This window comes from Halobacterium rubrum, from assembly GCF_021729015.1.
GTDB lineage: Archaea > Halobacteriota > Halobacteria > Halobacteriales > Halobacteriaceae > Halobacterium > Halobacterium rubrum.
Genome location: NZ_JAJQQZ010000001.1, coordinates 1,099,028 through 1,121,661 on the forward strand (window position 1 = coordinate 1,099,028; position 22,634 = coordinate 1,121,661).

Annotated in this window: 25 protein-coding genes and 1 tRNA gene; 15 read left to right on the forward strand and 11 right to left on the reverse strand. The window is 69.0% G+C overall.

Annotated elements, in window-relative coordinates:
• Positions 1–47 precede the first annotated feature (47 nt).
• Entirely contained in the window at positions 48–329 is a 282-nt protein-coding gene (locus tag LT971_RS06010) for an amphi-Trp domain-containing protein (protein WP_237005945.1), read from the reverse strand.
• A gap of 144 nt (positions 330–473) precedes the next feature.
• Between LT971_RS06010 and LT971_RS06015 the strand changes: the two genes are divergently transcribed.
• Positions 474–770, forward strand: a complete 297-nt coding sequence (locus LT971_RS06015; RefSeq protein WP_237005946.1) for a PadR family transcriptional regulator — start codon at positions 474–476, stop codon at positions 768–770.
• Between the two features lies 1 nt (position 771).
• Positions 772–1,038, forward strand: coding sequence for a hypothetical protein (locus LT971_RS06020; protein ID WP_237005947.1), 267 nt, complete (start codon positions 772–774; stop codon positions 1,036–1,038).
• On the opposite strand, the gene LT971_RS06025 is transcribed toward LT971_RS06020, so the two are convergent.
• Positions 1,035–2,279, reverse strand: coding sequence for an AI-2E family transporter (locus LT971_RS06025; protein ID WP_237005948.1), 1,245 nt, complete (start codon positions 2,277–2,279; stop codon positions 1,035–1,037). The genes LT971_RS06020 and LT971_RS06025 overlap by 4 nt on opposite strands.
• A 213-nt stretch (positions 2,280–2,492) precedes the next feature.
• Here LT971_RS06025 and LT971_RS06030 point away from each other — a divergent pair, with 213 nt between their 5' ends.
• Positions 2,493–3,797: an MgtC/SapB family protein gene (locus LT971_RS06030; protein WP_237005949.1), complete on the forward strand. Its 1,305-nt coding sequence runs from the start codon at positions 2,493–2,495 to the stop codon at positions 3,795–3,797.
• Positions 3,798–3,852: 55 nt separating this feature from the next.
• Positions 3,853–5,229 (forward strand): class-III pyridoxal-phosphate-dependent aminotransferase, encoded by a 1,377-nt coding sequence (locus tag LT971_RS06035; protein ID WP_237005950.1) that lies wholly within the window; start codon positions 3,853–3,855, stop codon positions 5,227–5,229.
• Between the two features lie 45 nt (positions 5,230–5,274).
• Here LT971_RS06035 and LT971_RS06040 read toward each other — a convergent pair whose 3' ends face one another.
• The 3 genes from LT971_RS06040 to LT971_RS06050 all read right to left on the reverse strand — a co-directional run bounded on the left by LT971_RS06040 (position 5,275) and on the right by LT971_RS06050 (position 8,540).
• Positions 5,275–7,245 (reverse strand): methyl-accepting chemotaxis protein, encoded by a 1,971-nt coding sequence (locus LT971_RS06040; protein ID WP_237005951.1) that lies wholly within the window; start codon positions 7,243–7,245, stop codon positions 5,275–5,277.
• A gap of 193 nt (positions 7,246–7,438) precedes the next feature.
• Positions 7,439–7,759 (reverse strand): ribbon-helix-helix protein, encoded by a 321-nt coding sequence (locus tag LT971_RS06045; RefSeq protein ID WP_237005952.1) that lies wholly within the window; start codon positions 7,757–7,759, stop codon positions 7,439–7,441.
• Between the two features lie 37 nt (positions 7,760–7,796).
• On the reverse strand, positions 7,797–8,540 hold the full coding sequence (locus LT971_RS06050; protein ID WP_237005953.1) for an SCO4651 family lipoprotein: 744 nt from the start codon (positions 8,538–8,540) through the stop codon (positions 7,797–7,799).
• A gap of 91 nt (positions 8,541–8,631) precedes the next feature.
• Between LT971_RS06050 and LT971_RS06055 the strand changes: the two genes are divergently transcribed.
• From LT971_RS06055 to LT971_RS06065, 3 genes are all read left to right on the forward strand, one after another.
• Complete coding sequence (locus tag LT971_RS06055; protein WP_237005954.1) at positions 8,632–9,606, forward strand: HhH-GPD family protein; 975 nt, start codon at positions 8,632–8,634, stop codon at positions 9,604–9,606.
• 46 nt (positions 9,607–9,652) lie between these two features.
• On the forward strand, positions 9,653–9,862 hold the full coding sequence (locus tag LT971_RS06060) for a YgaP family membrane protein (protein WP_237005955.1): 210 nt from the start codon (positions 9,653–9,655) through the stop codon (positions 9,860–9,862).
• A gap of 266 nt (positions 9,863–10,128) precedes the next feature.
• On the forward strand, positions 10,129–10,443 hold the full coding sequence (locus LT971_RS06065; protein WP_237005956.1) for a DUF7521 family protein: 315 nt from the start codon (positions 10,129–10,131) through the stop codon (positions 10,441–10,443).
• Positions 10,444–10,449: 6 nt separating this feature from the next.
• Here the strand turns inward: LT971_RS06065 and LT971_RS06070 are convergent, their stop codons facing one another.
• Positions 10,450–10,929 carry a universal stress protein gene (locus tag LT971_RS06070; protein ID WP_237005957.1) on the reverse strand — a complete coding sequence of 160 codons (480 nt, stop codon included), beginning with the start codon at positions 10,927–10,929 and terminating at the stop codon, positions 10,450–10,452.
• A gap of 72 nt (positions 10,930–11,001) precedes the next feature.
• Here LT971_RS06070 and LT971_RS06075 point away from each other — a divergent pair, with 72 nt between their 5' ends.
• The 6 genes from LT971_RS06075 to LT971_RS06100 are packed head-to-tail and all read left to right on the forward strand — an operon-like array spanning position 11,002 to position 17,089.
• Positions 11,002–11,595, forward strand: a complete 594-nt coding sequence (locus LT971_RS06075; protein WP_237005958.1) for an NADPH-dependent FMN reductase — start codon at positions 11,002–11,004, stop codon at positions 11,593–11,595.
• A gap of 42 nt (positions 11,596–11,637) precedes the next feature.
• Positions 11,638–12,225: a thymidine kinase gene (locus tag LT971_RS06080; protein ID WP_237005959.1), complete on the forward strand. Its 588-nt coding sequence runs from the start codon at positions 11,638–11,640 to the stop codon at positions 12,223–12,225.
• A 6-nt stretch (positions 12,226–12,231) separates the two neighbouring features.
• Positions 12,232–12,834 (forward strand): YIP1 family protein, encoded by a 603-nt coding sequence (locus tag LT971_RS06085; protein ID WP_237005960.1) that lies wholly within the window; start codon positions 12,232–12,234, stop codon positions 12,832–12,834.
• A gap of 51 nt (positions 12,835–12,885) precedes the next feature.
• The gene (locus LT971_RS06090; RefSeq protein WP_272904735.1) at positions 12,886–13,122 is read left to right on the forward strand and encodes a hypothetical protein; all 237 of its coding nucleotides are present in this window, start codon (positions 12,886–12,888) and stop codon (positions 13,120–13,122) included.
• A 53-nt stretch (positions 13,123–13,175) separates the two neighbouring features.
• A complete protein-coding gene (locus tag LT971_RS06095; protein ID WP_237005962.1) occupies positions 13,176–15,398 on the forward strand; it encodes a DHH family phosphoesterase in 2,223 nt (740 codons plus the stop codon).
• 38 nt (positions 15,399–15,436) lie between these two features.
• Positions 15,437–17,089, forward strand: coding sequence for a tRNA uridine(34) 5-carboxymethylaminomethyl modification radical SAM/GNAT enzyme Elp3 (locus LT971_RS06100; protein WP_237005963.1), 1,653 nt, complete (start codon positions 15,437–15,439; stop codon positions 17,087–17,089).
• A 386-nt stretch (positions 17,090–17,475) separates the two neighbouring features.
• Here the strand turns inward: LT971_RS06100 and LT971_RS06105 are convergent, their stop codons facing one another.
• From LT971_RS06105 to LT971_RS06125, 5 genes are all read right to left on the reverse strand, one after another.
• Entirely contained in the window at positions 17,476–18,618 is a 1,143-nt protein-coding gene (locus tag LT971_RS06105) for a DUF63 family protein (RefSeq protein ID WP_237005964.1), read from the reverse strand.
• A 39-nt stretch (positions 18,619–18,657) separates the two neighbouring features.
• Positions 18,658–19,107, reverse strand: a complete 450-nt coding sequence (locus tag LT971_RS06110) for an Lrp/AsnC family transcriptional regulator (RefSeq protein ID WP_237005965.1) — start codon at positions 19,105–19,107, stop codon at positions 18,658–18,660.
• Between the two features lie 34 nt (positions 19,108–19,141).
• Positions 19,142–19,957 (reverse strand): inositol monophosphatase family protein, encoded by an 816-nt coding sequence (locus tag LT971_RS06115; RefSeq protein WP_237005966.1) that lies wholly within the window; start codon positions 19,955–19,957, stop codon positions 19,142–19,144.
• Between the two features lie 57 nt (positions 19,958–20,014).
• Positions 20,015–20,401 (reverse strand): group I truncated hemoglobin, encoded by a 387-nt coding sequence (locus tag LT971_RS06120; protein ID WP_237005967.1) that lies wholly within the window; start codon positions 20,399–20,401, stop codon positions 20,015–20,017.
• 269 nt (positions 20,402–20,670) lie between these two features.
• Positions 20,671–20,755 (reverse strand) — tRNA-Leu (locus tag LT971_RS06125).
• 105 nt (positions 20,756–20,860) lie between these two features.
• Here LT971_RS06125 and LT971_RS06130 point away from each other — a divergent pair.
• Complete coding sequence (locus LT971_RS06130; protein WP_237005968.1) at positions 20,861–21,484, forward strand: hypothetical protein; 624 nt, start codon at positions 20,861–20,863, stop codon at positions 21,482–21,484.
• 102 nt (positions 21,485–21,586) lie between these two features.
• The gene (locus LT971_RS06135; RefSeq protein ID WP_237005969.1) at positions 21,587–22,594 is read left to right on the forward strand and encodes a DUF5784 family protein; all 1,008 of its coding nucleotides are present in this window, start codon (positions 21,587–21,589) and stop codon (positions 22,592–22,594) included.
• Positions 22,595–22,634 lie beyond the last annotated feature (40 nt).

Consider the following 22,634-nt stretch of genomic DNA (forward strand, 5'->3'; position numbering starts at 1 on the left):
CGCAGTTTCAGCGAGGCAGCGAACGCCCCGTCGCCGCCCGGTGGGCGCTACGAGATGTCGAGGCCGGTGGCGTCGCCGGCTTCGGCGTCGCTCTCGTCCCACTCGAGTTCGAACTCGACGCTGTGTTCGTCGGGCCCGCTGCCGGTCTCGCGTTCGGCCTTCACTTCGAAGGTGACCGACTCGGGCGGGTCGAGCGTGAGCGAGTCGCCGCCGGCTGACAGCGTGAGGGCGCCGCCGCCGTCCAGTTTGTCGGCGACGGTCCGGAGGTAGCTGGCGACCTCGCTGCGTGACTGCGTGAGCTCCGTCTCGAAGAGCACTTCTTCGGGCATACTCAGCTGTACGCTCGCCGACAGTATAAGCCTGCGCCCCCGACATATCAATTCAGTAGAATGGTGTGACGGGGGCGCTGTGTCTGCGAACGTGCCACCACACTTATGCGCTGAGCGACGAAACTAGTACCGAGTACGAGACATATGCACGACCTGACAGGGTTCCAGCGAGACCTCCTGTACGTCGTCGCGGGCCTCGACGAACCCCACGGCCTCGCAGTCAAGGAGGAACTCGAGGACTACTACGAGTCCGAGATCCACCACGGCCGCCTCTACCCGAATCTGGACACGCTCGTCGACAAAGGCCTCATCGACAAGGGCGAACTCGACCAGCGCACGAACTACTACACGCTCACCCGACGGGGCACCCGCGAACTGGAGGCGCGCCGCGAGTGGGAGGCCCAGTACGTCGACCCGTCGCCGTCGTCTTCGTCCTCGTAGGATGGTCTCCTCGCGGCTCGCGACCGCCGCCGTCGGGGTCGTCGTCAGTCTCGCGGTGAGCATCGTCCTCTGGCAGGTCTTCGACGTCGCGCTCTTCCTCCTGGCCGTGCCGTTCGTTCCGTTCCTCTTCCGGCGCGCTGGCGGCGACAGTGAGGACGCCGCCAGCCGGCGCCCCACCGAGCGGACGTGCCCCGAGTGCGGATTCAGCACCCGGAACCCCGAGTTCGCGCACTGTCCGCGGGACGGCACCGAACTCGAGCCCCACTAGGCGCCGTCGGGCTCCGTCGAGGTGTCTGTGGAGTCGTCCGGGGACGTCCCCTGTCCCGTGTCCGTGTCCCCGTCCTCCGGTGTGGTGGCTTCCGCCAGTGCCGTGTCGGATTCGGGGGCTTCGCCCGCCGGCGGCTCGCCGGCGGCCGGTTCGGTCGGCTCGCCGTTCGGCACCGGCTCGATGGTCACGCCGGCGACCAGCTCGGGTAACACGAGACGCCCAAAGTGCACGACCAGCACGAGCACCATCGGTCCGAGGAAGATGCCGTACCAGCCCCAGATGAGCGGGCCGAAGACGTACGCCAGCATCACCAGCCCGAGGTGGAGGTCCCGCCCGGAGACGTACGGCCGCACGACGAGGTCGGGGATGAAGTCGACGACGACGGCCGCGACGGCGCCGAACAGCACGACGAACCAGTAGCCCGTGCCCGCCTGGAACGCGGCGACCGCCAGCCACGCGAGCAGCGGAATCCAGACGAGCTTGATGCCGATGACGGGGACGAGGCTCGCGGCCCCCGTCAGCAGCCCAAGCAGTGTCGCGTAGGGGAGGCCGACGCCGCCCGGCGAGACGACGTCGAGGGCGTTGAACGCGAGCGCGGCCACCACGCCGGTGATGAACGCGAACAAGATGTTCCCGAAGAAGATGTTCGAGAAGTCGCGGTCGATGGCGTCCGTGTACGCGTGCAGGACGCCGTCCTCGTCCGCGAACCGCCGGTGGAACCAGTTCGCGAGCCGGTGGCCGTCCCGAAGCAGGTAGAACGCGATGACGATCATCGCGAACAAGTGGACGAACGCCGTGCCGAGGAAGCCCACGTACTGGCCGGCGTTCTCGGCGACGGTGCCGATGGCCGACTGGACGGACGGCTGGTCGAGCAGCGACTGCGGGTCCTCGACGGCCTGCGAGACGTCCAGGTACGGCGAGATCAGGGACTCCAGTTGCCCGAGCTCGGCGCCCTGGGAGTCGAGGATGGTGTTCAGCTCCTGCAGGCCGACCGCCGTCGTGTACGCCACCAGCAGGATGGCCGGCAGCGCGAGGATGAGCAGCGACACCAGTGCGGCGACGGTCGGCGGTCCGAGGCGGTCTTTCAGCCGCCGGTAGACCGGGCGAGTGGCGTAGTAGAGGAAGAACCCGATCACGAACGTGCCGGCGAACGTGTAGACGACGTACGCCAGCACGGCGGCGAGCACGCCGGCGACTACCCACCAGGTGGCGCGCCCGCGGTCGACGTCGAGGGAAGTCATCAGTTCTACGAGGTGGCCGGGCACGCAAAAATACTTGCTCGCCTGACTCCCGGTAGGCGGCGGCTACCGGAACCGCGACGGCCGGTCGACCGGGGAGAGCAACCGAGTCACCGGCGGCACAGACGCCGGTAGTCTCCCTCGCGCGCCAGTTGGGCGTGTCAGGGGTCGTAGCCCGCCCCAGCGTTTATATTTATCACTATATACGTCTCAGTAGTGAGCCCGCCAGTCGAGACGCTGGCCGCCGCGCCCCTCGACAGCCAGGTCGTGCGCATCGCCGTCGCCGTCGCGCTCGGCCTGTTCCTCGGACTGGAGCGCGAGTGGTCACAGAAAGCCGCCGGTATCCGGACGTTCGCGCTCGTGAGCGTGCTCGGCACCATCTTCACGATGGTAGACACCGAGCGCTGCGCGGAGGCAGCGGGAGCCTGCTCGCCGTTCCTCTCCGGGATGGGCGCCCTGTTCGTCATCGTACTCGCCGGCGTCCTGATGCTGTCGGGGATGCGCGAGGAGGACGGCAGCCTCCACCTCACCACCGCCGTGAGCATGCTCGTCGCCTACGGAATCGGCGTGCTCGTCGCGCTCGACGCCGTGCTGCCCGCGACGGTGGTCGCCGTCACGAGTTCGATTCTGCTGGTGTTCAAGCGCGAACTCCACGGCTTCGCGTGGGGGCTGTCCCGAGAGGAACTCCGGTCGACGACGGAGTTCGCCATCCTCGCGTTCGTCGTCTACCCGATTCTGCCCGCGGGCTCGGTGACCGCCGGGTCGGGCGCGTGGGCGGTCGAGATCGAACCCCGCGTGGTGTGGTCGATGGTCGTGTTCGTCGCCGCCATCGGCATCGTGAACTACGTCGTGGTGCAGGCGTACGGCGGCCGCGGGATCGCCGTCACCGGCTTCTTCGGCGGGCTGGCGTCGTCGACAGCAGTCGTCGGAACGATGCTCGACCACGTCGACGAGCACTCCGACGCCACCCGGTACGCGGTCGCCGGCGTCCTGCTGGCCAACGCCGCGATGGCGCTCCGGAACCTCCTCATCGTCGTGGTGTTCACGCTGTCGGCGGGCGTGCTCCTCGAGGGGACCGTGCCACTCCTGACCATCGTCGTGGGTAGCGTCCTGGTGGCCGGCCTAACGGCGGACTGGTCACAGGAGGTCGAAATGGACCTCGAGAGCCCGTTCTCGATGCGGAACGCACTGGGGTTCGGGGTGATGTTCCTCGTGGTGGTCGTCGCGGGCGGTCTGGCGGAGACCCAGTTCGGGTCGACGGGCCTGTTCGTCACGGCAGTCGTCTCCGGGCTCGTGTCGAGCGCGGGCGCGACCACGTCGGCGGTCGTGCTCTACCGCGCGGGCGCCATCTCCTCGGATTCGGCGACCATCGCCGTCCTGCTGGCGACCGCCAGCTCCATCGGCGTGAAGGTCGCGCTGTCGACCACGAGCCCGAACCGGGGGTTCTCGACTCGCGTCGCGGGCTACAGCGCCGGACTCCTCGCCGCAGGCGGCGCCATCGCCCTCGTCGTCGCTGCGTAACGTTTGCCACTACCGGAACGAACGCCTTTTACTGGGGCCGGTGCCAACGGTGGGCATGGACCGAGAAACCGCCGAGCCGAGCGTCCGGAGTATGCCGGGCGAGAAGGCCGAGCAGTGGGTGAACTACCACCACGAGCACGCGGCGCCCTCCACGTACGTCTACGAGTTCGTCTGGGACATCACCGAGGACGCCGCCGGCCCGTTCTGTACGGACGTCGACGGCAACGTCCTGATGGACTTCACCAGCCACGTCGCCGCGGCGCCGTTCGGCTACAACAACCCGAAGATCATGGACCGCCTCGAGGAGTTCGACCTCGTCGACCCCTCGAAGATCGCGGGCCAGGACTTCTACGCGAGCGGCGGCGGCAGCCCCGAGGACCCCGAGACGCCGACCTCCACGCAGCTGCTGGACCGCCTGACCGACCTCACCGAGCACTACGACCTCGACACCGTCTTCCTCTCGAACACGGGCGCGGAAGCCGTCGAGAACGCCATCAAGATCTGTTACGCGAACCGTGGCCACCGCGCGTTCACGTTCGACGGCGCGTTCCACGGTCGGACGCTCGGTGCGCTCTCCTTGAACCGCTCGAAGACCGCGCACCGGAAGGGCTACCCCGAGATCGGGGGCGTCGTCTCCGCGCCGTACTGCTCCTGCGAGGGCGAGTGTACGTGTGGCTGGAAGACCAACGGCCCCGCGGGGAACGTCGTCGCGGACAAGCTCCACCCGAAGCGCGGCGTCGTCGACCCCGAGGAGGTCGCCTACCTCATCATGGAGCCCCAGCAGGGCGAGGGCGGCTACCGCGTCCCGAACGAGGACTTCATCGCGGACATCGTGGACATCCAGCAGACGTACGACATCCCCGTCATCAGCGACGAGATTCAGGCGGGTCTCGGCCGCACGGGCGAGCTCTGGGGTGTCGACCACACCGACCTCGACCCGGACGTCATCACGTCCGCGAAGGGCCTCCGCGTCGGCGCCACTGTCGCCAACGAGGAGCTCTTCCCGAGCGAGACCGGCCGACTGTCCTCGACGTGGGGCGCCGGCGACATCGTCGCCGCCGCGCAGGGCGTCGCCACCATCGACGCCATCACGAGCGACGGCGTCCTCGACAACGTCACCGCGCGCGGCCGGCAGGCAAAAGACGTCCTGCACGACGCCGACCCCGACTTCGTCGAGGACGTGCGCGGCCGCGGCCTGATGCTCGCCGTCGAGTTCGACACGAAGGAGCGACGCGAGGCCGTCGTCCACGCGTGCCTCGAGCGCGGCCTGCTCGTGCTCGGCTGCGGCCACAAGACGCTGCGGCTGCTGCCGCCGCTGGACGTCACGGAGCGAGAGATCGACCTCGCGCTCGACATCTTCCTCGACGCCATCGACGACCCCGAAGTCCGCCACGTCGGCGCCTCGAAGGTCGACGGCGAGAGCGCGGTCTGACCACGAAATCGCCGCCGGCTCCCGAAAACAGGACGTAACCGTCGCTTATTCTGGTCGGCCGCCGTCCTGGCGGGCCGGCTGCGCGGGTGCCTCGTCAACGTGGTCGCCGGTGGCGCTGCTCACGTCGAAATCCGTCAGCAGCGACTGCAGGCGCTCGGCCTGCTCGCTCAGCGACTCGACGTTGTCGCTGACCTCGGCGGTGGACGCCGCCTGCTGTTCGGCGGCAGCAGACGCGCTCTGGGCGTCGCCGGCGGTCGCCTTGCTGATGTCGGCGACCTCCTCGACCATCGACACCGCCTCCTCCGTGCTCGCGGCCTGGTCGTCGGTCGTGTCGCTGATCTCCTGGACGCCGGTGTCGGTCGCCTCGGCGTTCTCCGCGACCTGCGCGAACGCGTCGACGACCTCGTCGACGGCCTCGATGGCGTCCCGGACGTTCCGGTCGGCCGTGCGCGCCTCCTCGACGGTCGCCGCGGTCTGGTCCTCGATGTCCGCGACGAGTTCGCCGATGTCGGCTGCCGACGCCTTCGTCTCGTCCGCGAGGTCTTTGACCTCGTCGGCGACCACCGCGAAGCCGTCGCCGCTCTCGTCGGCGCGTGCCGCCTCGATGTTCGCGTTCAGCGCCAGCATGTTCGTCTGCTCGGCGATGTCGCGGATGAGGTCCACGATCTCCTCGATCTCCGCGATCTGGTCGTCGAGCGCCTCGACGTTCTCGACGGTCGACCCGACCGCCGACTGGACCGTTCGCGAGTCCTCGATGGCTCGCTCGGCGGTCGCCTCGCCGTCCCGAGCGATTTCGGCGGTCTCGTGGGAGCGCTCGGCGACCGAGTCGGCGGACGCCGCGACCTCCTCGACGGCCGCCGACAGGTCCGTCATCTCCTCGGAGACCGCCTCGAGCTTCTCCCGCTGGTCGTTGGCGCCCTGCGCGATCTCCTGGACGGTCTCGCTGACCTCGCCGCTGGCGGCCTCGACCTCGGTGACGCCCGCCTCGGCGCTCTGGCTCGCCGCCGCGACGTCCTCGGCGAACGCCTGAATCTCCCGCATCGCCCCCTCGGTCTCCGCGAGCATCTCGTTGAACGACTCGGCGATCTCCGCCATCGCCTCGCTCTCGACGTCCGCGTCGAGCCGGACGCCGAGGTCGCCGTCCGCCGCCTGCGCCATCGCCTCGCTGTACTCCGCTGCGCGCGCCTCGAGGCGGTCGTTCAGGGCCTCGACCTCGCGCTGCTGGGCTTCGGCCGCCTCTCGCGCCTCCTCGGCCTCGGCCTTCATGCGCTCGGCCTCGGCCTTCTCGGCCTCGATCTCCTCCTGTTTCGCCTCGAGGTTCTGGACCTGCTCGGCCTTCGCGCGTGCCTCCTCGAGGCGCTGCTGGGACTGCTCGCGGGACTTCTCCGTAGAGTACCAGTTCGCCATCAGCGCGCCCGCCAGCATGAGCACGAACACGCCGTGGATGACCCCCCACACCCAGGGGTTGTTGATGGCGGCGGCGTGGTTGTAGACGCGTTCGGCGTTGATCATCCCGAAGACGCCGTGCGTGAACACGACGTAGCCGAGCCCGAGCGCGAACGGCAGCCAGTCCTCGTAGACGGCGATGACCGCCATCCCGACGAAAAAGTGGAAGTGCGCCTCGATGAACCCGCCCGAGAACTGGACGAGCACGACCGACGACGCCAGCACGGCCGTAGACGCCAGCGCTGTCCGAGTGCGCCGAGAGAGCCGCGACACGGCTGCGAGCGCGACGAGGCCGACGACGACGCCCAGTTCGACGGCGATGAGCAGCGGCGGCGTCTCCGGCACCGTCGCGCCGGTCACCAGCGACTCGGTGCCGTCGTAGACCCCGAGCGCGAGCAGGAACGGCACGTGCCCGAGGACGAACAGCAACACGTTGCGGTGGCGGCTGCGCCACGCGTCGTCCGGAATCGTGTCCCCGCTCGGCGTGTACCGCACGAACTCCCGGAGCGTCCCCCGCCAGCCGTTCGCTCCGGACGGCGAGCGGCCGTTGCTCGTCTGATTGGCTCCCATGGGGCGGACACCACACTCCGCAGGAAAAAGTGCTCTGGCCCCGCTATCAGCCGAGATAATCAAAACGGCAGCGAAAAAACCTCAGACCCACTAATCTAGGGATTAACACGATTGTTCGTGTATGACTCGATGTCCGGGGCTGCCCACTGGACTGCGGGCGGTCCGACTGCCGCGGCGGTCGGCAGCCGCTCCCTCAGAACTGATAGCGGCGGTCCTGGTCGGGTTCCGGCGGTGCCTGTCCGCCCGCGCCCGCCATGTCGTCGTAGGTCATGCCCGAGAGGTACTCGTCGTAAGTGACGTCGTACGCGCCCCGGAGGTGGAAGTCCAGCCGGCCGGTCTCGGTCGTCGACTGGAAGAGCAGGTGGACCGCCCGCCGCAGCAGTTCGTCGGTGTCGGCGTCGAGGGCGGCCGACAGCATCGCCAGTTCCTGGCGGGTCTCCCGGTCGAGGAAGTCGTAGTCGTCGAGGTCCTCGGAGGCCAGTTCCACGTCTGTCTGGAGGTCGTCGAGGCTCATACCGGGGAGAAGCGACGCGCGGGGGATACGCTTTTCGTCAGGTCGAGTCGTTCGCCGGCGCCGCGTCGGGGATGGTGACCGATACCGGCTCGCCGTAGTCCGAGAACAGGATGGTGACGTTCGCGCGAGCCGTCTGGCCCTGCGTCGTCACCGTCGTCGACAGCTCGGCCTTCCGCGGTCGGTCGGTGTCGTCGGCGACGTACAGCCGGTAGCTCGCGTTCTGGATGGTCAGCGTGGCCTGCCCGGTCTGGGCGCCCTGCGAGAGCAGGGACTCGAAGGCTGCGGGGTCGGCGTCGACCTCGTAGACGGTCGTCTCGACGCCGTCGACGGTCTCCGTGCCGGCCTCCGAGACCTCCCCGACGTCCAGGAGCGCGCGCTGCCTGGCGAGCGTGCCGTTCTCGCCCCAGACGCCGCTGCCGGCGAGGTCCTGACGCTGCCACTGGCCGCCCGCTTCGACGTACATCGTCTCGCCGTCGACGTAGGCGGTCGCCGGCGTGCCGTACACGGACATGTTCAGTCTGGCGCGCTCGCTCGCGCGGTCGTAGACGCCGACCTGCGTGAGCTGGAGGGTCTCGCCGTTCGCCGTGAGTTTCATCCGGAAGTCGACGCCGTAGGTCTGGACGCCCGCGGTGGCGTCCGCGACGCGCTCCGAGACGGGCCGGGCGTCCTCGGGGGACTGGGTGGTGGCCTGCTGGCCACCGCCACCGTCGCCGATGGCGCCACAGCCGGCCGTGACCACGAGCGCGGCGACGAAGACCGCAATCAGGGCTCGGTGTCGCATACTCCGGAAGTTCGACTGACTGGCACTTAGTCGATACGTCTTCCCGCGGCGAACCACCACCGCCAAGGCCGACGCGACCCAACCGCCGTGCATGACAGCCGGGGCGGACGCCGACAGTGAGGACGCCGGAGACGACGCCGCCGGGGACAGCACGGATGGGGGGTGGTCGCTTCCCGAGGACGTCGAATACGTGCGGGCGGCGCTCGTCGACTGGTACGAGGCCGACCACCGTTCGTTCCCGTGGCGAGAGACGACCGACCCCTACGCCATCCTCGTCTCGGAGGTGATGAGCCAGCAGACCCAGCTCTCCCGGGTCGAGGACGCCTACCACGAGTTCCTCGAGCAGTGGCCGACCACGGCCGCCCTCGCGGCTGCAGACCAGAGCGACGTGGTCGGGTTCTGGTCCGCGCACAGCCTCGGGTACAACAACCGCGCGACGTACCTCCACGAGGCTGCCCAGCAGGTCGAAGGCGACTACGACGGCGAGTTCCCGGAGACCCCGGGAGAACTCTCCGAACTGATGGGCGTCGGGCCGTACACGGCCAACGCCGTCGCGTCGTTCGCGTTCGACAATGGGGACGCCGTCGTGGACACGAACGTCAAGCGCGTGCTGTACCGCGCGTTCGACGTGCCGGACGACGACGAGGCCTTCGAGGCGGCCGCCAACGACCTCATGCCCGAGGGCGAGTCCCGCGTCTGGAACAACGCCGTCATGGAACTGGGCGGGGTCGCTTGCGGGAAGTCGCCGGCCTGCGACGAGGCGAGCTGTCCGTGGCGGGAGTGGTGTTCGGCGTACGCCGAGGGGGACTTCGCCGCGCCGGACGTCCCCGCGCAGTCGACGTTCGAGGGCAGCCGCCGCCAGAAGCGCGGGCGCGCCGTCGGTGCGCTCCGCGAGCACGGCGAACTAGAGCTGGACGAGCTCGGACCGCGTGTGCGCGTCGACTACACGCCCGACGGCGAGTACGGCCGCGAGTGGCTGCGTGACCTGCTCGACGACCTCGCCAGCGACGGCCTCGTGTCGGTCCACGAGCGCGATAGCGGCGTGTTCGCTCGGCTGGCCGCCTGACCGAACGTCCCGCAACGCTTTTGCACGGATAAAACAATATTGGAGTATGGAACGAAACGTCGGTTCCACGGACGCAGTGGTGCGCGTGCTGCTGGGCGCACTGCTCGGTGTCGCCTCGCTGGCCATCCTCGGCGACTACGTCGAGGCCGCCGCGATACTGTCCCCGGTGCTCGGCCTCGTCGCCGTGATTCTGCTCGCGACCGGGCTCACGAACACCTGTGGCCTCTACAGCGTGCTCGGCGTCAGCACCGAGTGAGCCACGACCCTGATTTTTATTCGATGAGAATCGGGTGCCCAGTTTAGGGTGGCTCGTGCGTCACGTTCACATAGCTGGTGAGACCCGTGAGAGCGACAGAAACAGACCCCGACCCGGCGGCTCCGGACCCGGCAGCCCCCATCAGCCGTGGGCCGGACCGCACGGACGGCAACGACGGTCCCCGGACGCACAGCCGCGTCGTGAACGAACTGCGTCGACTCCGGTCGCTGCTGGGGTGACCGGAGCGACACCAGGAGACCCCAACGATGGTAGACCTCGTCCCCTTCGTCCTGCTCGCGAAGGCGGTCACGCTCGCGCTCGGCCTCGTCGTCGCGCACCTCGGGTACCGGGCGTACCGCCGCACCGACCTCGCCGCGCTGCGCTCGCTCGCCGTCGCGCTGACGCTCGTCGTCTTCGGTGTCGCCCTCGGCGCCGCCGACATGCTGCTCGGCATCGACGCCGAGGTCGCCGGGTTCGTCGGCAGCATCGTCACCGCGATCGGGTTCGTCGTCCTTGTCCACGCGCTGTACACGGACGACCTGACGCCATCGGGGCGCGGGCGCAACCCCGGCGAGAACTGACCGGCGTCACTCCCTTGCTCCCGATGCCTCCGTGCCAGCCCCGGTGTCTTCCTCGTCTTCGTCGTCCGTCTGGCGGACTGTCAGCACGGGGACGTCGCTCGTCCGGACGACGCGCTCGGTGACGCTCCCGAGCAGCGCGCGACCCAGCCCGCGGCGGCCGTGGGTCCCCATCACGACGGCGTCGATGCCCTCGTCGGCGACGTAGTTCTGGATGGTCTCGAAGACGCCACCCTGCATCACCACGCCCTTCGCGCGGACGCTCCGGTCGTCGGCCTGCTCGACGACGGCGTCGACCACGCCCTCGCCCTCGCGCTCCAGCGGGTCGATGACCTCGTCCTCGAAGGTCACCGTGCTGTACTCCGTGGTGTCGGCGACGTACAGCACGTGCAGCGTCGCGTCGTACCGCGCTGCGAGGTCGATGGCGTGCTCGACGGCGGCGTCTGCGGCGTCGCTCCCGTCAGTGGGCAGGAGGATGTCGTCGTACACGGCCCTTCGTTGTCACCCCGGCCCCTAAAAACGCGCGCAGGCTTTAGGGGCCCGGGACTCGACCCAGCGTCTATGACAGACAGCGCTCCCACGACTGTCGCGGGCGTCTGCGGCAGCCTCCGGGACGACAGCGTCTCCCGAACCGCCCTCCGAACCGCCCTCGACGCCGCCGCCGACCGCGGCGCCGACACCGACCTGCTGGACCTCCGCGAGTTCGACCTCCCAGCGTACGACCCCGACGCCGACGAACCCGGCGACGCGGCGGAGCTGACGCGACGAGTCCGGGAGGCGGACGCCATCCTCCTCGCGACGCCGATGTACCACGGCAGCTACTCCAGCCCCCTCAAGACCGCACTAGACTACTGCGGGTTCGACGAGTTCGAGGACAAGACTGTCGGCGTCCTCGCCGTCGCCGGCGGCAGCTTTCCCATCACCGCGCTCGAACACCTCCGGTCCGTGCTGCGTGCGCTCGACGCCTGGGTGCTCCCCTACCAGGCGGCCGTCCCGAACGCCTCCTCGCGCGTCTCGGACGGCGAACTCACGGACCCCGAGCTCGCTGAGCGGGTCGCTACGCTCGGCGACCGCGTCGTCCAGTACGCCGACATCCAGCCCGACCCCCGGAGCTTCGAGAGCGAACAGAACGTCGGCGGCAGTCGCGGCGACTGACGAAGAGCAAGCGTTTTCCTCCAGCCACCCCCGGCACACGGTATGCACGCCATCACGAACTCCGGGTGGGTCGAGGTCATCACGGGGTCGATGTTCTCCGGGAAGACGGAGGAACTCCTCCGTCGGCTGCGGCGCGCGGAGATCGCGGGGCAGGACGTCGCCGCGTTCACGCCCGCCGTCGACGACCGCTACGGGGAGGCGACGCTGGGCTCGCACGCCGGCCGCTCATGGGAGGCGACGGTCGTCGACACGACGGCAGAAGGTGTCCAGTCGATTTCGGGGAAGCTGAACGGCGAGGAGGTCGTCGCCATCGACGAGGCGAACTTCTTCCCCGACGAACTCGTCGGCGTCTGCCAGGCGCTCGCCGACGACGGCCGCCGGGTCGTGCTCTCGGGCACCGACCAGACGTACCGCGGCGAGCCCTTCGAGCCGGTGCCGCAGCTGATGGCCGTCGCCGAGTACGTCGACAAGATGCAGGCCATCTGCACGGAGTGCGGCGAGCCCGCGACCCGCAACCAGCGGCTCATCGAGGGCGAGCCAGCCCACTACGACGACCCGACCATCATGGTCGGCGCCGAGGAGTCCTACGAGGCCCGGTGCCGGAACTGCCACGTCGTCGTCCGGGACTGACCGACGATGACGACCTGGGTCGAACCGGAGGGCGGCCGCGAACGGGGCCTCGAGGGGCTCGCGAAGTCCTTCACGCAGGTCCTCCTGAACCCCGTGACGTTCTTCGACGAGGCGGTGTCGCCCGGCGACCAGGCGCCCGGCCTCGTGTTCGCGATGGCGGTGGTGCTGGTCGCCGCCGGGACCCGGGTCGCGGTCGACCCCGGAGCGGTGCTGGCGTTCCCGACCGCGCGCTGGCTCGCCGCCGCACTCACAGTCGCGCTCGTCGTGTTGCTGGTGACGCCGGCCGCCATCCACGCGCTCTCCGCGCTCCAGACGCTGGCGCTCGTCGTCGTCGCCCCGTCCCGGGGCGGCGTCAGCGAGACGGTGCAGGTGCTCGCGTACGCCGCCGCACCCTGCGTCGTCGCCGGCCTCGGTGTGCCCGCGGTCACCGTGCTCGCCGGCGTCTGGTCGTTCGGCCTGCTCGTCGTCGGCACGACCGTCGTCCACGACATCTCGCCGGTCCGAGCAGCGGTCGCCGCCGTCGCCCCCGGCGTGCTGGCGTTCGGCTCCGGATTCGGCGCCATCCCCGCCGGTCGCACGGTCGCCGCCAGCCTCGGCCTCGCACTTTAGGCGCCCGCCGCCGAAACGGGGGGTGTGCTGAACATCAACCTCTCCGACTTCATGGTCGAACTGAAAGACGGTTCCATCCAGAACGTCGGCCCGGCGAACAAGCACGCCGAAGCCAAGCTGTTCGACGTCGACGCCGCCGAGGCCCGAGAGTTTGGCGACAAACGCGTCAAACTCGTCTTCGAGGACGAGTCCGGCAACGAGGTCCAGGTCGCGCTGTTCCCCGAGGACGTCCGGACGGTGGTCGAGGACGTCGAAGCACTGAAGTCGGAGAGCCCGGTCTTCGAGTAGCCCCGCCGCACTTTCGATAATCGTTTAGGGCAGCGCCCGCTCCTTCGATGCAAATGGGTACCTGTATCGTCTGCGGCTCCTCCACGGATGGGCACATCTGTGACACCCACGAGGAGGACGTCGTATTCGACTTCCGAGGCAACTCACCGAATGAACTCACGCCCGGCCGGTTCTACCGCGGCACCGTCGACGGCTTCGCCGAGTTCGGCGTCTTCGTCGACGTCGGCGACGCGGTCACCGGCCTCCTCCATCGCTCGGAGATTCCCGGGCGCGTCGAGTCCCTCGACTGGGACGCCGGCGACGAGGTCTTCGTCCAGGTGACGGACGTCCACGACAACGGCAACGTCGACCTCGGCTGGTCGATTCGGGAGTCGATGCGCGACTTCCGTGGCGAGCTCGTCGACGACCCAGACAACGACTCGGACGCCGTACTCCCCGAGAACGTGGACGACGGCAGCGAGGATGAAGGCGAATCGGCGGAGCCCGAGACCGACGAAGCCGACGAGCCCGCAGACACCACCGAGGACGCCGACGCGACCGACCAGGCTGCCGACGCGGAGACCGCCGACGGCGGCCAGCACGTCGAGGACGCGAGTTCGCGCTCCGGCGACGCCAGCTTCGAGTTCGCGGGCGGCGACACCGACGACGAAGACGACGACGAGCGAGCGGACGCCGTCGAAGCGTCGGGTAGCGACGACGAAGCAGCTGAGGACACCGACCAGACCGAGGAAGCAGCACCGAGCGAGACCGACGTGACTGAAGACGACGACGAGGAAGAATCTGAGGGTCGCCCGACCGTGAAGGTCGGCGACCTCGAGGACTACGTCGACGACGCAGTCACCGTCGAGGCCGAGATCGCGAGCGCCCGCCAGACCAGCGGCCCCACCGTCTTCGAACTCGCCGACGAGACCGGCGTCGTCGACGCCGCCGCGTTCAAGGAAGCCGGCGTCCGCGCCTACCCCGGCATCGAGGCCGGCAGCGTCGTCAGTCTCGACGGCACCGTCGAACGCCGCCGCGGCGAACTCCAGGTCGAGACCGAGGACGTCACCGAACTCGACGACGAACACGCAGCCGCCGTCCGCGAGCGCATGGACGACGCGCTCGACGAGCAGGCGGCCCCGGAGACCACCGACCTCTTCGCCGACGACGACGCAGTCAGCGCCGTCCACGACGACCTCGTGGACGCCGCGACCGCCATCCGGCGCGCCGTCATCGACGCCCGCCCGGTCATCGTCCGCCACCCCACGACCGTCGAAGGCTACGTCGCCGGCACCGCCATCGAACGCGCGCTCCTCCCGTTGATTCGGGACGAGCACGCCCGCGAGGACGCCGAGTACCACTACGTCGACCGGCGCCCGCTCGACGACGCCTTCTACACCATCGACGACGCGACTGGCGACGTCACCAGCATGCTCGAGGCCGCCGAACGCCACGACGAGAAACACCCCCTGTTCGTGCTCGTCGGCGCCGGTTCCACGACCGAGTCCACCGACGCCCTCGACCTGCTGGACATCTACGACGCCGACACCGTCGTCGTCGACGGCGGCTACGCCGACGACGCCGCCGGCATGGACGTCCTCGTCTCCCCGACGGCAGCCGGCGAACAGCCCGTCAACACGGGCGCGCTCGGCGCGCAGCTCGCCGCCGTCGTCAACAGCGACGTCCGCGAGGACCTCCAGCACCTCCCCGCAGTCGCGTACTGGGAGGACCTCCCGGAGGCGTACGCCGACCTCGCGACGGACGCCGGCTTCGACCGCGACGAGCTCGAAGCGCTGCGCGACGCCATCGCGCTGGAAGCGTTCTACCAGTCCTACGAGGACAAGCGCGAACTCATCTCGGACCTCCTCTGGGGCGACGCCGACGACGAACTGGTCGACCACGTCGCCACCCAGTTCCGGGACCGCCTCGACACCGAGCTCTCGACCGCCGAACCCCACCTCTCGGTTCGCGGCGAGAACGGCGTCGCGTTCGAGACGCTGGACGTGGACGCCTACACGCACCAGTACGACTTCCCACCGGTCGACCTCCTGCTCGACGCGCTCCACCGGCGCGACGACAGGGCCGACGTCCTGCTCGGCGTCGACGAAGACGAACTCCGGGTGCGCAGCGACGACGCCATCGACGTGCACGCCGTCGCCGACGACGTCGCCAGCGAGGTCCCGGACGCCGGCGTAACGGCGCGGGGCGCCCGCGACGGCCGCATCGAGTTCCTCGCCGGCGAACGCGACGCCGTCCTCGACGCCGTCGTCGACGCGCTCGCCGACCAGCTGGCCTAACGACACGCTTTTTCTCCCGCGGCGGCTTCCACCCACCAATGAGTAGCGACGCCGGCGACGGGGCGTTCCAGGCCGCCTGCGAGGAGCTCGTCGACCGCATCCTCGCGGGCGACGTCGGCGAGGACGACGTGGAGAGTGCGAAACTCGACGTGTGCTCGGAGTACTCGGCGTCGAAAGTGCCGAAGCACTCCGAACTGCTGGACTTCGCGCCCGACGGCCGCCGCGAGGAGCTAGAGGAGGTCCTGCAGCGCAAGCCCGTGCGGACGGCGTCGGGCGTGACGCCGGTCGCCATCATGACGAGTCCGCACACGTGCCCGCACGGCAAGTGTCTGTACTGCCCGGGGGGCCCGGCCAGCGAGTTCACGTCCAGTCAGTCCTACACCGGCCACGAGCCCGCCGCAGCACGGGGCGTGCAGAACGACTACGACCCCTACGGGCAGGTGACCCTGCGCCTCCACCAGCTCCGGGAGATCGGCCACCCGGTCGACAAGGTCGAACTCATCCTGATGGGCGGGACGATGACGGCGCGCAGCCACGACTACCAGGAGTGGTTCGTGAAGCGCGCGCTCCAGGCGCTCAACGACTACGACCGCGACCAGGAGCCGGCGCCGAGCGAGGACGAGTCGTTCGCCCAGGACCCCGAGGAGTACGACTTCGCGTACCTCGAGGACGTCGTCGCGAACAACGAGTTCGGGGAAATCCGGAACATCGGGACGACGTTCGAGACGAAGCCGGACTGGTGTGACCCCGAACAGGTCGACCGCATGCTCGACCTCGGCGGCACGAAAGTCGAGGTGGGTGTGCAGACGACCTTCGAGCGCGTGAACCGCGAGATGCACCGCGGCCACGGCGTGCAGGCGTCCGTGGACGCGAACCGCCGGCTGCGGGACGCCGCGTTCAAGGTCGGGTTCCACATGATGCCGGGCCAGCCCGGGATGAGCAAGGAGATGGTCCTCGAGGACTTCCGACGGCTGTTCGAGGACAGCCGCTGGAAGCCGGACTACCTCAAGATCTACCCGACGCTGGTCGTCCGCGACACCATCACGTACGACATGTGGCGCAACGGCGAGTTCGAACCGCTCCAGAACGAGGAGGCCGCCGACCTCGTCGCCGAGATCAAGGACATGATTCCCCGGTACACGCGCCTGCAGCGCGTCCAGCGGGACATCCCGGCGGACTTCATCGACGCCGGCGTCTGGAAGTCGAATCTGCGGCAGCTCGCCCGCCAGCGGATGGACGAGCACGGGTGGGAGTGCGAGTGCATCCGCTGCCGGGAGGCCGGGATGAACGACGAGGACCCCGAGAACGTCGAACTCGACGTGCAGACCTACGAGGCCGGTGGCGGCACGGAGCACTTCATCAGTTTCGAGGACTTCGACCGCGACCTTCTGGTCGGGTTCGCGCGCCTGCGATTCCCGGACGACCCGGTGCGCGACGAGCTGGAGAACGCCGCCTTGCTCCGGGAGCTCCACGTCTACGGGAGCGAGGTTTCGGTGGGCGACGACACGGCGGACGGCCAGCACCAGCACCAGGGCTACGGCCGCCGCCTGATGGAGCGTGCCGAGGAGATGGCCGCCGCCGAGGGCTTCGAGAAGCTCTCGGTCATCTCCGGCATCGGCGCCCGGCAGTACTACAAGCGGAAGCTGGGCTACCACCAGGACGGCCCGTACGTCAGCAAGCGGCTCAAGTAGGGCTAGCAGGCGGCGGGCGACTGCGCCGGTGCGTGGTGCCGCCGTTCCGCGTCCGCACGCACCGGCCGGCTGTCAGGTCACGAGCCGAAGTGGTCCTGCTCTCGTACTTGAACCTACGCGGCCGGTAGTGGCTCGCATCCGCGAGCGAGTGGTTCGAAGTTCTCGTGAGCCAGAGGCGAACGAGAGCCCGCGAGACCGAAGGTCTCGCTAAGAACCCGAGCAAAGCGGTTCGCGCTGCGAGCACCAGCGGTGCGAGCAGCGGCCGACGACTGAGGGGAGCGAGCGTAGCGAGCGAACCAAAGGGGGAGTGCTTTTAGTGTAGCTTTTGCCAACGAGCGAGGGCGCCTCAGCGCCCGAGCGAGTGCAGCAAAAGGTACAGGTGCGTGTTATATCCCGAACGTCGCCCGCAGCATGTCGCGGGTGCCGGGGCCGAGGCCGACGGCGAGGACGGCGACGAGCATGAGCGTGGTGTAGCGCGGGGCTTCGTCGCGGAGCTGTTCGTCGAACAGGGAGAGGACGAGGAGGACGGCGGCGACTTTCACGAGGATGAACGGCCAGGTGTCGCCGGTGAAGTGGACGACGGATTCGGGGAGGAGGGCGTGGGTGGCGTCGACGATGTACTCGTTGAGGGGGTGTTTGGAGACGAGGTCGCCGCGGGGGTAGCCGAGTTCGGCGCCCCAGTCGAGGCCGAGGACGTTGGCGACGCCGTCGACGGCGTGGCCCCAGAGGATGAGGGCGCCGGCGGTTTCGGTGCCGCTGGTGACACTCGGGAGCCAGCGGCGGGCGGCCCACCAGACGACCGCGGTGATGACCGTGGCGAGGCCGAGCGTGAGCACGGTGAACACGGGGATGAACTGGACGTAGTCGCGGGTGGCGGCGAGGTAGCCGAGGCCGAGAACGTTGGCGGCGAGGATGGCGGTACCGATTGCGGCGAGCGGGCGGTGGTAGTCGTCGAAGACGTCGGTGCGCCGGGCGAGCAGGACGGTGCTCACGAGCGCAGCGAGCGTCACCGCGAACATGACGAAGTAGATGACCGGACTGATGATGAGCGTGTTCAGCGGGTAGGAGATGAAGGGATCGACGTTCCCGAAGAGTTCGGTCGCGTTGTTGGCGTCTTCGACGACGCGGAGGGCGCCGCCGAGCAGGACGAACGGGAACAGCGCGTAGAGGAGGTTCAGGCGCTCGCCGACCCGGAACCGCTCGAGGAAGAAGTGGACGCCGACGAGCGATCCCAGCAGGGTGACGGCGTACCCGATCTCGGAGACGATGGTGTAGCCGGGGTACGCGACCGGTTCGCTGGCGGCGGCGCAGGCGGCTTTGTTGAAGACGAGTTCGACGGCGCCGCCACTCCAGACGGCGCACTGGGCGCCCTGCGCGTCTGCGTAGACGGGCCCCCAGAAGTAGTGCCAGATGAAGTCGCCGTAGACGGTGTCGGTGAACAACAGCGACCCGACGACGAGCGCGGCGACGACGGCGAGCACAGTCGCCGTCCACGTGCGCTCGGCGCTGGTCTCCGGGAAGGAGGTCATGTCCGTACGCGTGTGCGGACCGGGTTTTACCGTTGCGGTCTACAGCGGGAGTTCGGCCGACTCGTACTCGGTGCCGAGCACGACCATCGTCTGGGAGCGCGCGAAGCCGTCCATGTCGGCGATGCGTTCGAACATGAGCTCCCGGAGGTGGTCCGTGTTCTCCGCGACGACGCGGAGGATGATGTCCCACTCGCCCGTAGTGAGGTTGACTTCCTGGACGCCGTCGATGGCCGTGAGGCGGTCGAGCGTCTCGTCCTCGCGGCCCTGTTCGACGCGGAGGCCGACGAACGCCGACGTGCCGAAGCCGACGGCCTTCGGGTCGACGTCGGCGTGGTAGCCGCGGATGACGCCGGCCTCCTCCATGCGGTTGACACGGTCGTGGACGGTCGCAGACGACATGTCGATCTCGCGCGCGATCTCGCTGAACGGTTTTCTGGCGTCGTTCTGGAGCGCGCGGAGGATGGCGCGGTCCGTGTCGTCGAGGTCCATACCCGCGGTACTCGTTGGCAGGCCCAATACCTTACTACTCGGGGCGAATCTCGCGAGCGGCGGCGAGCACCTCGTCGTGGGCCTCGCCGTTGGAGGCGACGAGGCCTTCGGCGCCCGGCGTCCAGCGGTCGCCGTGGACGTCCGTGACCGTGCCGCCGGCCTGCCGGACGAGGTGGACGCCGGCGACGCTGTCCCAGGGGTGCGCGTAGACGTTCGTGATGGTGGCTTCGAGCTGGCCGCTGGCGACCATCGAGAGGACGGCTTGCGCGCAGCCGTAGCGCCGCATGTCCCCGAAGCGGTCGACGATAGCGGCGCAGGCGTTCCCGTACTCGTCGCGGCGGTCGAAGTCCCACCAGATGGTGGGCGCGACCACGAACGCCTCCGGGTCGGTCTTCTCGCTGACGGAGACCGGATCACCGTTCAGCGTGGTGCCGTCGTCGCCGGCGACGTAGGTGTCACCGAGCGCGGGGAGGTGGTTGCAGGCGGCGACAGCTTCGCCGTCGTCGACCGCGGCGACGGCGGTCGCCCAGATCTGGGTGTCCCGCACGAAGTTGTTCGTGCCGTCGATGGGGTCGATGACCCAGGCGTCGCCCTGCTCGGGGACGGTCTTGAGTTCGTCTTCTTCCTCGCCGACGATGGCGTCTTCGGCGTGTGTCTCCCGGATGACTTCGATGACGCGGCGCTGGGCGGCCCGGTCGGCCTGGGTGACCACGTCGGTCTTCCCCGACTTGGTCTCCACGTCGATGCCGGTGCGGAACGCGTCCAGCGCGACGTCGCCGCCAGCCCTCGCGGCGCGCTCGGCGACGGTGACGTGGTGGGCTGTCTCGCCCGTGTCGTCGTCGTCGTTCATGCCCCGAGAACTGGCGTGCCCGCCCAAAGAGCCGTCGGTCTCGCGTCTCGCGCTCCCTCAGTCGTCGTCGGCGGCGTCTGCGGAGCTCGCCAGCAGCTCGTCCTCGAAGGCGGCGACCGCTTCGACGACACGGTCGGCGTCCTCGTCGGGGACGTCGAACGCGTCGAGACTCTCGTACAGCAGTTCGATCGCGCGCTGGATGTCCGTCGGCGTGAACGGCACGTGGGCGTGCGCCTCCTGGACTGGTGCGGCGTCGTACGTCTCTGGGCCACCGGCCGCCTCGCAGAGGAAGTCCGTCTGCGTCCGACGCAGCGAGTCGATGTCGGCGCCCTCGAAGTAGGGGCCGAGGTCGTCGTCGGCCACGAGCCGGTCGTAGAAGTCGTCGACCACCGCGCGGATCCCGTCGCGCTCGCCGAGCCGCTCGTACAGCGTCTCCTCAGTCATGCCGCGATGGAGGGACTACTGCGAGGAAAAACCTCGCGACGATTCCAGACCGGTGGTAGCGGACCGGCGACGCTAACCCCGGAAGTGACGTCGCCGTCGCTGCTGGACAGTGCCAGGCTACGTAGTTTTGCGAGGGAAGTCCGTCTCGCGGACTTCCCGCATCACCCGCGGTCGCGGGGCGATGCGAGGGAAGGGATTCGAACTTCCGTCGGTGGCCCGACGGCGTTCGAACCCCCTGCATCTATCTCGCGCGCAGGGCGCGAGTACGATGCGAGGGAAGGGATTCGAACCCTCGAACTCCTACGAGAACGGATCTTGAGTCCGTCGCCGTTGGCCGAGCTTGGCTACCCTCGCACGCGTTCGTCCGTGGGCGAGTCTGTCGCTTAGTCGTTGCGAATTGAGGACCAGTCGGCAGAGAACTTTTCACGAAACAGTACAGAAGTTCGTGCAGGAACGATTGTGCCGCCCTGGATAGACCCGAATGAAACCCGGTCAGTGTGGGACAAGGAGTCCGAACAGCACCTCCCCGACCGAATCCGACCGACAGTCGAGCGAGCACACGAGGTGTCGGTGCCGTTTCAGTACCGGGAGCAGCGGAGCTTCGACGGGACGCTCTCCGACGTCGAAGTGGACGGCGTCGAGTACACGTCCGGCGAGTACGTTGTGGACGCCGGGGTGACCCACGAGCGGTTGCTGAAACTCCACGTTCGCGGGGTCCTCTGGCAGGCCGGCGACTCCGGGAGTGGACGCCGGTTCAAACTCCAGATTGTCCGGGAGAAGCCCCCCACGGATACCGTTCCGTACGACAAGTACGCAGTCTGGCAGCGCTACCAGTTCGGGGACGTGACGGTCGACCCGGTCGAGGGACCGCAGTTCGACCCTGACGCGGAGCCGACTCAGACCGAGCGGACCACCACGACGTTCGACGCCCTCCAGAAACCGCTCCGGCTGCACATCTCGGAGCTGGAGCTGGTGCGGAACCCGGAGTTCGCGGAGTACCGACTGGCGGAGAACGACCAGTGGGAGGAGTACGGCGCCGTGTTCCGCTGGCGGGCTGACGCCTTCCAGCACCGCCTCGAGTGAGCGGGACCGACCACCGACCAGACGGCGCCAGTCACGGGGAACGGAAGACCACGACCACGACGACGACGAAACCGGTAAGCCGCAGGCCGGAGTAGGTTCGGTGTGGCGAAACCCCTCCGGTTCCGGCACTCGCGGGAGCGCTGGGACAGCGGCCGCGTCGCTCGAGCCCTCCACAGTGAGCTCGACGACAACCTCGGGGCGTCGATGGGCGCGCCGTGGTTCAGGCAGCCGTCGGGCTACGAGGCGGTGCGGTTCGACGTGGACAACGGCGACACGGCGCTGTTCGCGTGGCGGGCGGGCGACGACGAGACCGGCGGCTGGTGGCTGGGGAACACGGAGACGCCGTCGCCGCTGTGGCGGACGGACAAACAGACGTTCGCGCAGGCGCCGTTCGACCTGAGCCGGTGGGCGCAACGCGAGTTCACGGCGGAGCTCCACGAGCAGGCGCCGTGGCTGGAGCCGTACCCGTACGTGTCGTGGTTCTTCCTGCCGGTGTTCTGCTCGAAGGACGGCCGGGAGACCACCCGGGCGTTCTTCCGCGAGCACGCCGCCGGCTTCCCGGACGCGGACTCCGAGGACGCCCTGGACTTCTACGAGTCGTTCCTGTCGACGGGCGTCTTCGACGACCACCGCCACGAGATGGCGGGGAAGCTCGGGACCTCCGAGTACCTGGACGTGACGCGGTCGAGTTCGGCGATGAGTGAGTTCCACGCCGCGTGGCTGCTGCGGGAGGCCGGCTACGACGTCACCCCGGAGATCGAGGTGACGACCGGGCACAGCCTCGACTTCCGTGCCGACCGCGAGGGCGAGCAGGGCGTGCTCGTTGAGGTCACGCGGCCCGTGCCGACGAACGACCGCGCGGCGAGCACGCCAATCGCGGCGATTCGGGACACGGCGGCGACGAAGACCGACGGCCAACTCAGCGAGCACGGCGGCGGCGCGGTGCTGTTCGTGGACTGTTCGTCGTTCCCGGACGACGAGTGGCGCCGGATTCTCGGCGAGCAGCCGGACGTCCACCACCGGCCGGCGGTCGTGTTCCGGCTGCGGCCGGACGGCACCGTGCAGGGCTACACGAAGGGCTCGGTGCCGCTGGAGCTCCCGCAGCTGTAGCGGGACAAGACCTTTCTCCGTCGCTGCCGCGGTTCGAGGC